Origin of the sequence: Nostoc sp. WHI, from assembly GCF_015714725.1 — a bacterium.
Lineage (GTDB): Bacteria > Cyanobacteriota > Cyanobacteriia > Cyanobacteriales > Nostocaceae > Nostoc.
In genome coordinates, this window is the sequence record NZ_WBKM01000260.1 from 1 (window position 1) to 10,419 (window position 10,419).

The window sequence follows — 10,419 nt, forward strand, 5'->3', positions numbered from 1 at the left end:
CTGCTCCCCTTACCTGAATTCTATCTATGCTTAGTGTTTTAATTCTAGTGCCGTTAATCGGTGCAGCTTTAATTGCTTTCTCGCCCTCTGGCATCAGTGGAAAATTCGCCCATAGAGTAGCTTTGGTCTTTGCCAGTATCGCTTTCTTGTGGACAATCGTGCTAGCAATTCGGTTTCATCCAGAGGAAATTACTCAACAGTTTGCCGAGTCTCTCCCTTGGATAGACGTTTTAGGCTTGAACTATAACCTTGGGATAGATGGTTTATCTTTGCCGTTGCTGGTTTTAAATGGATTATTAACTTGCATTGCCATCTACAGCAGCGATGAATTCCTACAGCGTCCTAAATTTTATTACTCTTTGATACTATTATTAAGCGCTGGGGTGACAGGAGCCTTTCTGGCACAGGATTTACTGCTATTTTTCCTGTTTTACGAATTGGAACTAATTCCGTTGTATCTGTTGATAGCTATTTGGGGTGGGGCAAAGCGGGGTTATGCTGCTACCAAATTTCTCATTTATACTGCCGTTTCTGGATTCTTGATTTTAGCAAGTTTTCTCGGCATGGTTTGGTTGAGTGGTTCCTCTAACTTTGCACTAGCAACTTTGAACGCTACCACTTTACCTCTAGCAACACAGCTTTTACTGCTAGCAGGACTTTTAGTAGGCTTCGGAATAAAAATTCCCCTGGTTCCCTTCCATACTTGGTTGCCAGATGCTCACGTTGAAGCTTCTACACCGATTTCAGTGCTATTGGCTGGGGTGCTGTTGAAGTTGGGAACTTACGGCTTACTGCGATTTGGCATGAACTTGTTACCAGAAGCTTGGGCTTATGTGGCTCCTTGGTTAGCGACTTGGGCAGTGGTAAGTGTACTGTATGGTGCATCCTGCGCGATCGCTCAAACAGATATGAAAAAAATGGTAGCATACAGTTCTATTGGACACATGGGCTACGTACTTTTAGCGGCGGCGGCGGCCACACCTTTAAGTGTGTTGGGTGCTGTGATGCAGATGATTAGCCACGGGTTGATTTCGGCAATGCTGTTTTTGCTGGTGGGGGTTGTGTATAAAAAAGCTGGAAGCCGAGATTTAGAAGTCATTCAAGGATTGCTGAACCCAGAACGGGGTATGCCAGTAATCGGTAGCTTGATGATTGTCGGAGTCATGGCCAGCGCTGGTATACCGGGAATGGTGGGGTTTATTTCCGAATTCATCATTTTTCGGGGCAGTTTCCCAATTTTTCCAGTGCAAACGCTGCTATCAATGATTGGTACAGGCTTAACTGCGGTTTACTTCCTAATACTCCTCAACCGCGCCTTTTTTGGACGCTTGTCTGCACAAGTTAGCAACTTGCCGCGTGTGTATTGGAGCGATCGCGCCCCAGCTGCAATTTTAGCTGGACTAATTGTGATTTTCGGCATTCAACCTAGTTGGTTAGTGCGCTGGACTGAACCAACAATTACAGCAATGGTGAATACCCAAAACGTAGTAGCAACGGTGTCCTTGGATAAGGTAATGGGGACTAGAGATTAGGGCTGGGGGAGTAGTAGTGCTGAGTAGGGAATCTCACTTCTTTACTCAGGACTCTTAACTCAGAACTCGGAACTGTTTTGCTCAATGCCCAATATCCTAATCCGGCGTTGCATAGTTGCGGGATGATTTTTCTCACGCAGAGGCGCCCAGACGCAGAGAGGATAAGGAGTTTTAGATTTCAATACATAACATTTCATCCCTTTATTCAGCAACGCCCCTAATCCCTATATTTTTTGGAAAATTAGCGATGGTAACTATTAAAAAGAAAGCTACTCACAATCCCTTAGCTGAGTATATTGAACGTCTGCAAAAAGGAGAGGCATTACTCCCCGATAGTCCAGAAAATGTACTAGAAGTTGTTGGGATTCTTAAAAGCTATGGGGTAGTTTTAGATGCTTACTCAAAAAATCTTATTTATATTGCCGAGCATCAGTTTTTAGTATTTTTCCCATTTTTTAAATACTTTAATGGAGAGGTTTCTTTTGAGAAATTACTCCGTCACTGGTGGCATGAGCGAATTAATTTTGAATATGCCGAGTATTGCTTGAAAGCCATGATGTGGCACGGTGGCGGCGGACTGGATACATATTTAGATACAAAAGAATTTCAAGAAAGAGCGCAAGCTGCGATCGCGGCAAAATTTAAAAATAATCTTTTAATTCCGGGTATTAACCAACTGTTTCCAGACTTTCTCACAGAACATTTGCGCGTCTCTGCTTACTATACTGGTTTAGGTCAATTCTGGCGGGTAATGGCTGATATGTTCCTCAGCTTATCAGACCGCTACGACCAAGGCGAAATCAAATCGATTCCCCAAGTTGTAGAACACATTAAATTAGGGTTAGTGGCAAATGCATCAAACCCAATTACCTACGCCGTCAAAATTCGGGATGAAGTCTATGAAATCATTCCTAAAAGCGTTGGTTTGACCTTTCTAGCAGATACAGCAATACCTTATGTAGAAGCGGTATTCTTCCGGGGAACTCCTTTCCACGGTACAGTTTCATACAACGCCCAAGGATATCAAATTCCCCCAGATCAATCTCGATTTGAATATGGCGCATTGTATGCTGATCCTTTGCCTATTGGCGGTGCGGGTATTCCTCCCACCTTGTTGATGCAAGATATGCGTCATTATCTTCCAGAGTATTTGCACGACATTTATCGTCGCAGTCTTCGGGGTGAAGATGATTTGCGGGTTCAAATTTGCATAAGTTTCCAAAAATCGATGTTTTGCGTGACGACAGCAACGATTTTAGGACTAATGCCTTATCCTTTGGATACTAAAGATTTAAATGAGGAAAAAGGTAATCGAGTTTATTTAGAGAAGTGGATGAGTCGGTTAGAAACTTCGCGGTTGCGGGATGTGAATAAATAGTTGATTTTTGGTCAAGATTATGATTCTGGTTCGATACCTAGCGATCGCAAAGCAGCTTATTGTGAGACATCACAGTTTTTCTATAAAGCTAGGCTCACGCTGCCAGGACTTTTGGACGTAAATTGTTGGAAGATAGATAAAGGCGATCGCTTTTTCTAATTAGGCTTTAAGATTATTGGATTTTTGGCCCGATGTACCCAATAATAATTTTATCTGGCCCTAATTCTATAGAAAAATGAAGCCGCCAAGCTCCTGCACCAGTCATTCTTAGGTGCAAACTGAATATACGATACACATCATCAGGACACTTAAAGGTGAGCTTTTCGTGTAACCTTTGAAGTCTAGAGTCACTTTCTGGAGTCGCTTTGCTAGGAATAAGGTCTAAATCAAAAGCTCCATCTGTCCAAGTTTTACAGTAGTTTTCTAGTTCAAACAACTTGTTTACAACCTGCCTGAGCATTGGCGTTCGACAATAAAGGCTTTGGATCGGTTTACTGACATTTTCGCAAAACTCCAGATTGGGAAATAATTCCTCTTTTCGATTCCAAAGATCCTCACCGTCAATAACTCCGGTACGAATACGTTTTTGTATCCACTCCGCGTGTTCCTGTACATGGTTGCTACGACTAGCATGGATAATCTCTACAATGTAATCAATTACCTCTCCATCTTCATCAATTCGTCTAGCTGCGAGTTCTAGGTGGCTTAAATCCCAGCATTCCTCAAAAAGCAAGCTGACTGCGATCGCATCAAGCATATAAGCAATACCAAGTCCAATTGCAGCTTCTTCATGATGCCAAAATTCAGATAATCCAGCATTATTTTCAATATCTTGAATATCTGAGTTTGCAATATTAGTTGAGAAAGGACTTCCTGTTGCTAAAGTTATAATAAAACCTCGTTCTACTTGATCTACTTCCTTATCATTAAGCCAACGACGTAAAGGATAGTCAGGTGCAAGTATAGTTGCATGAAAGTCATCTTTGGTGCGAAGATAGACTTTCACGCCCTGAGCTTTGACTGCCTTTATAGTGTTAATGAAGTTCGACATCCACTGTCGCGCTGTTTGCTTATCAGAGGTAGGATTTTGCAGGGAGAGTTCATTTAATATCAGGTCAATCTCCACAATCTACTCTCCCGCAGGTTCTAACAAAACATCCAAACTTTTTTCCCACTCATCAAAGAATCCATCAGGCCATCGATCAATTCTTCCATTCCGATCAATGCGTGGTGAAACTACTTTTGTCAAAGCTTGTCCTTGTTTGTCTTGTTGCTGAAAGTAATGCAACTGGACATAATGCGGGGGAATAATACCACCGTGAACAGCAAGACGAATACCGTTTAAAACATGATCGCTATGAGTTTCTATCACAACCTGAACATCACAACTAGCAGCCAGTGCTAATAGTTCTCCCATTTTCGCCTGTCCTCTAGGATGGAGATGAGCCTCTGGATTTTCAACTAGGATTAGTGTACCAAGAGGAGATGAAAGTATAGCTACAATAATTGATAAAGTGTAGGTAATTCCAAAACCAACGTTGGTTGCACGGTAACGATTACTATCTCCATAAAAATATTTAATAGTCACCAAACCCATCGCTGAGTTAGCTTCTATTTCAATACGTATACCAGGACTAACCTCTCTCATCCATGCTTCCACTTGATCTATCAGATTCATTGATTTCGCTTGTGGAGAGCCTAGATTTGCTATAGGTATTGTTTCACGTCCATAAATATAGAGAAAATGCGCTGTATATTCTCCTCTAGTACCAATTTGTCTAAGTCTTCGGACTTGATAATCAGATATTTCATTAAATGAACGTGGGCCGATTCGTTCCGCTTGAAGGTAGTGAAAATATTTGCTAAAAATATATGATTGATGGATTTCAGATTCATTTGGTTCTGAAATTACATTTAAAACATCTTCTTCTTTCTTATCTGGGTTGTAATTAAAATCCCATATACCTTCATACTTTTCCCAGATAATCTCAAAGCTTATATGCTTATCTTTTGCACTCTCATAAAGGGCATCTTGTGCTGTACCAATACTTACTAATTCACCATTTAGCGCCAAGCCAGTTTTTGGCAATAAATCCTGTTGATAAGATTGGCGTAGTAGTAGTAGTGATTGAAGCACAGAGGATTTTCCAGTGCTGTTAAGTCCAGATATGAGTGTTAAAGGTCTAAATTCAAGCAACTGATCTTCAAATTTTTTGAAGTTAATTAGACGAAGAGAACGAATCATGAAAGCACTTCCTGAATTATTTGACTAATAATCTGAAATCTATACTCAACTTTTTTAGCAGCTTGGGATATGGATGCAAGAAATTCTTTATCATTATCTACATATTGAATAAAAGTCTCAATTAATTTGTGTTTGTATTTCTTTAAAATTTGTATTTCTTTATCGTTTAGTTGACTGAAATATATTGACCAAGTTTCAAATAGAGATTTATTTACTGGAAACTTCCTATTATTTTTGTAAGAAATTTTCCGAAAAGCATTTTCTCCAAAAATATCATAAGCTGTCAGCATTGCTTTTTTAAATTTTTCCTTGATCTTTATTAATTCAGGATCACTTAAATCATTTATTTTAGATAAAGCTTCACTTAAAAATACATCCCTAGTATTCTCTTTATAATCTTTATACGAAGTGAGCATAAATGCAAGATAACCAACTATAAACTCTCGGTCATCCATACGCTTTTTTTTAGACTCACTGAGTGGAATTACTTTTATAAATTCTGAATAATTTGCAAGTTCTCGCAAAAATTTATTGGCTTTACCTGGGTTGAGAGCATGACGCAGTTCTTGATTTGAAAGACCTACACCTCCAGTATTAATCCTTTTGAAGATATTATATTTGACTTCTGTAGGAGTCCCTTTTTCAATTAAATAGACTGTAGGTTGAGTTTCTAGGATTCGCCGTTGGTATCTGAGTTCTAGTTCATCATAAGTTTTACCATTAAGATTTGTGAGGTATTCTAGTCCACTTAGCTTAAGTTTATCTTTACTTTTATCACTAACAAAGTGCTTTAAAGCAGATAGACGTTGTAAACCATCGACAACTACCCATTTATCATCATTAGTAGCATCTATATAAAAAGCTGGTAATGGAATCCGAATCAAAAGAGACTCAATTAGTTTACTTTTAGCATCTAGATTCCATATATTTGCTTGACGTTGGAAATCAGGTGCTAAATCAAGTGCTGATTCATCAATTCGTCTTAATAATTGTTCAATAGTTGGTTGTCTTGTTGTAATATTAATTTTATCAGGATCATATTGAAAAGTAACTTTATCATATTGTTCCTCATCATTATTTTCTTCATCTAAAGTTTCTTCATCAGCTAATTCTACATTGTAGTTACTCGAATCTGTCACAGCGCTTACTCCTTAGTATTAACACTTGTTTGTTCACTCAGTTATTAATGATGCTTGGTGTTACTACATCAGTAAATGAGGCTTTTTAACTGGCTTACTTCAATCCTACTATCTTCCCAAATGACAGAGACGCGGAATTTCGCGTCTCTACGTAACTAGTCTATTACTTGTTCAGCTTCCCCAGCTAAATCGAAAATTGGCGCGATCGCCTCCGCTAACGTCAGGGCAATCGCACCTTAATAGCCAAAAAGCTATGCTTCTGGTTCGATACCCAGCGATCGCAATTGGGCAGTCAAGCAATCGGCTCTTTCCTCACCAGTCAACAATAAATTACCTTGCAAATCCCACCAACGCAGCCAGGGTAATTCTACATTCTGATAAACTCCTAGCCAAATGCCTAACTCAACACCTAAAGAAACTATGGGATAATGTCCTCGCTCATTTGCTGCTAATAAATGATATTGTCCACCAATGAATTCATAGACTTCTACACTAGCTTTTTTCACTTCATAAATACCGTAGAAGGGAGGACGAATTACCTGTTCATAAATCCAAAATTTACCTGTCCAAGGGGTTTTGTCTCTTTCCTCATTTCCATTGTCAGAGACAAATTCTAATGCAATCAATGGAGCAATATACTCTCGCCACAGTACATAAGAGCGTCGCGTTTGTCCATTGAGCAAAAACGGTACATTCGGTACATAAAACCAATCGGGTGCTTCTGCTCCTTTCTCTGGGGGTTCGGTCAACCGCCAGTAAATACCTAAGTCCTGTCCTATACAATATTCACCTTCAGGATTTAATTTTTTGAGAACGGGTGTAATCGAGTCAGTCAGTAAGATGCTTTGGGGATGCTCTTGCCAATTTTTCACAAATGTGCCATCAGACTCTGGTAGCTGCGTATGGTCGGGGAAAGGCGTGAGATCGTTATCGGTGGGTGGATTGGTTGCAGAGGTCATAACGCTACCTTTGCACTAAGATAAGGGTTGTTTTTAGTTTAGCAGTGGAAGGGGAGATGGGGCGATGCCTCCGGTAGGGTACATCAACGCTATCTAAATATTCTCCACCTACAAAAGATTACTGATGTAAACACTGGTTCTCAGTGCGTTGTAAAATTTTCCGTCTGCTGTTACCATCTGGCATTGTTGAGTAATAGCAAGGGCTAAGTATAAACTGTCATAGACTGCGCGATCTGTCTGAATGGCAATATCTAAAGCAAGTGGCATTAACGGCTGAGATAAGTACACCTCTAGAGGAACTACATTTAAATCTGCTAATATTTGTCTCGCATTTTCAGCAGTGTCTTCACCTCGACGGACTAGTTTCCACAAAACGTTTCCCACTTCTGGGAAGAAAAAATCTGGAACTAAGAAAGTATGGTTACTTGCTACTAAACGTCTAGCTGCATCAGAGTAGACTTCAGGGATAAACCACTTGATAGCAATGCTAGCATCTAAAACATACTGACTCACCGTTCTCTGTCCTCGCGGATAAGTTCAGTACTATCACTGAAAATTTTTGCTGTATATCTAACTTGAGCGCGTGCTACAGCTTCTCTGGCTTTTTCCATGTCGCCGCCAGTGTGATAATGTGTCGCTTTTTCAGCCGCTTGTTGTAGAATCTGCTTTAGTTCCTCTTGCAAAGACCTACCGTGTTGTTTGGCAAGAGTTTCTAGCTTTTCTAAAATAATGGGATCTAAATTTTCAACTAAGATTTGAGCCATAATTGCATAGTTATTTTTTTGCTGCTTTTATTCGAGATTTGAAATTAGTTTAGCAAGTGTATACGCGCATAGGCTTTTTCTGAGACATAGCGCTGTTTCTATAAAGCTCCGGTTCTTCAGGCTTTCTTATGTGAAAATTGATATAAGTATTTTGGGAGCTACAAATGTGGCTTGGGTAAAAGATGATCGGTTGCAAAGTGGAAAATACATCATTGAGAGAGAGTTGGGAAGGGGACGCTTTGGCATTACCTATTTGGTCAAAAATAGGAATGGCGATCGCCTAGTCATTAAAACTTTAAATGATGATTTACTAAATTCCCTTAACCAGTTGGAGCGCGGACGGCTAAAAACAATGTTTTTGCGGGAAGCCTTAAAGCTTCAAAGGTGTAAGCATAAATACATTGTAGAGGTGGTAGACTCCTTTGAGGAAGCAGACCGTTTGTGTTTGGTAATGGAGTATGTAGATGGAATCAGTTTAGCTGACCGTCGCCAACAAATTCTTTCTGAACAAGAAGCACTACGCTACATTCAACAAATTGGTGAAGCTTTAATAGTTGTGCATGAGAATAGATTGATTCATCGAGATGTGCATCCAGGAAATATCTTTTTGCGGGTGCGAGAAGGACAATCTGAAGCGGTGCTGATCGATTTTGGTTTAGCTCTGGATTTTGACCACATCTTAACCACAAGCCGAACCAAAGAAACTTCTGAGGGATTTACACCGCCTGAGCTTTACGCTCAACATACTAAACCAACTGGGGCGTATAGCGATATTTATTCTCTGGCGGCAACTCTTTATGTGCTTCTTACCGGAAAAACACCAGTAGATGCTTTTAAACGGAAGGTAGACAAGGCTCGTTTAATCGCTCCGAAAGAACACAATCCTCAGATTAGCGATCGCACCAACCGCGCAATTTTAACAGGTATGAAGTTAGATCCTAAGCAGCGATCGCAGTCAATGCGAGAATGGCTCGATTCTCTGGGGTTGACTGGGGAAAATTCGCAGCCTTCAGTAATTGTACCATCTAACACCAACCCAAATTGGGAGCGAAACATCCAGTTTTGGGGAGTAGTGATAGCTGCGATCGCCGCTATTGGAGCCTTACTCGCTGGCATAGCTCCTTGGATTCCCCTTATCAAAACCTCTCCGTCTCCTAGCCCAACATCAGTATCTCCCAGCCCACCATCTAGTAAAACCCCGTAGAATTAGCTAGACTTTCATCATAATGCTGAAATTAAAGTAACTTTTGTGATTTAGAGGTATTCATGCCTTGGATAGCAGGACAACAATTACAAGGTGGCAAATATGTAATTGAAAAAGTCCTCGGTCAGGGGGGATTCGGAATTACTTACAAGGCATTGGATATTGAGTTACAGCGAACAGTTGTGATCAAGACACCCAATGAATATCTCAGCCATGACCCAGAGTATGACAAATACATAGAGCGATTTATCCAAGAAGGGCGGACACTAGCACGCCTATCTCAAGATCCCCATCCTCACATTGTGGGAGTAATTGACCTGTTCAAAGAAGGTGTTACCCACTGCTTAGTGATGAACTTTGTGCCGGGAGAAAATTTGTTTGAGGCAGTAAGACGCAAGGGGGCTTTACCAGAAGCGGAGATTGTACCTTGCATCTGCCAGATTGGGGAAGCTTTGATAGTGGTGCATCAAGCAGGTTTAGTACACCGAGATGCCCACCCTGGAAACATCATGCTGCGGAGTAATGGCAAAGCGGTTCTGATTGACTTTGGCATTGCTAAAGAACTTGTGCCTAAAACTTTGAGTTCAAAAGGCATTGCGGGTAATGAGGGATTTGCGCCCTATGAGCAGATGAGCAGAGGCAGTCGGGAGCCAACGGTTGATGTTTACTGTCTGGCTGCCACACTCTATTATGGGGTGACAGGTCAACGCCCTACAACTTCTCTGGCTCGCAAATTAGACAATACTTCCCTGACTCCACCTAAACAAATTAATCCAAGCATCAGTGATCAATTAAATCAAGCAATTCTCAAAGGTATGACACTGGAGGCAAAATACCGCCCTCAGTCGATGCAGGAATGGTTGGCAATGCTAGAAGCACCAAAAGCAACGCCTCCACCACCTGTTGATCCAGTTTATAGAAAAGAAATTTTTCGTTCCAAAGCCAAGCTAAACTCACAGGCAATTCTAGGTAAACCAGCGACTAAATCATTTAAAATTATTCCCTGGGGCTGGTTGCTTGGTATATTATTCAGCTACCTATCGCTAGGCTACTCATTAGCCTCGTCTAACGCTCCGCACATAACTTGGGCTTTGGCTGGGGCTTGGGCTTTGGCTTGGGCTGGGGCTTGGGCTTGGGCTTTAGCTGTGGCTTTGGCTGTAGCTGGGGCTTTGGTTTGGGCTGGGGCTGTGGCTTTAGC

General features: G+C 40.9%; 11 protein-coding genes. 5 read left to right on the forward strand and 6 right to left on the reverse strand.

Annotated elements, in window-relative coordinates; translation table 11 throughout:
* Nucleotides 1-26: 26 nt before the first annotated feature.
* The 3 genes from F8S12_RS26620 to F8S12_RS26630 all read left to right on the forward strand — a co-directional run bounded on the left by F8S12_RS26620 (nucleotide 27) and on the right by F8S12_RS26630 (nucleotide 3,069).
* Complete coding sequence (locus F8S12_RS26620) at nucleotides 27-1,532, forward strand: NADH-quinone oxidoreductase subunit M (protein ID WP_196519299.1); 1,506 nt, start codon at nucleotides 27-29, stop codon at nucleotides 1,530-1,532.
* Nucleotides 1,533-1,779: 247 nt separating this feature from the next.
* On the forward strand, nucleotides 1,780-2,910 hold the full coding sequence (locus F8S12_RS26625) for a CO2 hydration protein (RefSeq protein ID WP_196519300.1): 1,131 nt from the start codon (nucleotides 1,780-1,782) through the stop codon (nucleotides 2,908-2,910).
* On the forward strand, nucleotides 2,911-3,069 hold the full coding sequence (locus tag F8S12_RS26630) for a hypothetical protein (protein ID WP_196519301.1): 159 nt from the start codon (nucleotides 2,911-2,913) through the stop codon (nucleotides 3,067-3,069).
* 13 nt (nucleotides 3,070-3,082) lie between these two features.
* Here F8S12_RS26630 and F8S12_RS26635 read toward each other — a convergent pair whose 3' ends face one another.
* From F8S12_RS26635 to F8S12_RS26660, 6 genes are all read right to left on the reverse strand, one after another.
* Nucleotides 3,083-4,036 (reverse strand): hypothetical protein, encoded by a 954-nt coding sequence (locus F8S12_RS26635; protein WP_196519302.1) that lies wholly within the window; start codon nucleotides 4,034-4,036, stop codon nucleotides 3,083-3,085.
* A gap of 3 nt (nucleotides 4,037-4,039) precedes the next feature.
* Entirely contained in the window at nucleotides 4,040-5,155 is a 1,116-nt protein-coding gene (locus F8S12_RS26640) for an AAA family ATPase (RefSeq protein WP_196519303.1), read from the reverse strand.
* Complete coding sequence (locus tag F8S12_RS26645) at nucleotides 5,152-6,294, reverse strand: DUF262 domain-containing protein (RefSeq protein WP_196519304.1); 1,143 nt, start codon at nucleotides 6,292-6,294, stop codon at nucleotides 5,152-5,154. Before F8S12_RS26645 ends, F8S12_RS26640 begins: the two co-directional genes overlap by 4 nt.
* Before the next feature lie 251 nt (nucleotides 6,295-6,545).
* A complete protein-coding gene (locus F8S12_RS26650) occupies nucleotides 6,546-7,253 on the reverse strand; it encodes a Uma2 family endonuclease (protein ID WP_196519305.1) in 708 nt (235 codons plus the stop codon).
* A 108-nt stretch (nucleotides 7,254-7,361) separates the two neighbouring features.
* Entirely contained in the window at nucleotides 7,362-7,766 is a 405-nt protein-coding gene (locus F8S12_RS26655; protein WP_196519306.1) for a type II toxin-antitoxin system VapC family toxin, read from the reverse strand.
* On the reverse strand, nucleotides 7,763-8,017 hold the full coding sequence (locus F8S12_RS26660; protein ID WP_196519307.1) for a FitA-like ribbon-helix-helix domain-containing protein: 255 nt from the start codon (nucleotides 8,015-8,017) through the stop codon (nucleotides 7,763-7,765). The genes F8S12_RS26655 and F8S12_RS26660 overlap by 4 nt, the downstream gene beginning before the upstream one ends.
* Nucleotides 8,018-8,183: 166 nt before the next feature.
* Between F8S12_RS26660 and F8S12_RS26665 the strand changes: the two genes are divergently transcribed.
* Nucleotides 8,184-9,221, forward strand: coding sequence for a serine/threonine protein kinase (locus F8S12_RS26665; RefSeq protein WP_196519309.1), 1,038 nt, complete (start codon nucleotides 8,184-8,186; stop codon nucleotides 9,219-9,221).
* Nucleotides 9,222-9,283: 62 nt separating this feature from the next.
* Nucleotides 9,284-10,419, forward strand: a 1,136-nt coding sequence (locus F8S12_RS26670) for a serine/threonine protein kinase (RefSeq protein WP_196519308.1), incomplete at its 3' end; no start/stop codon positions are given.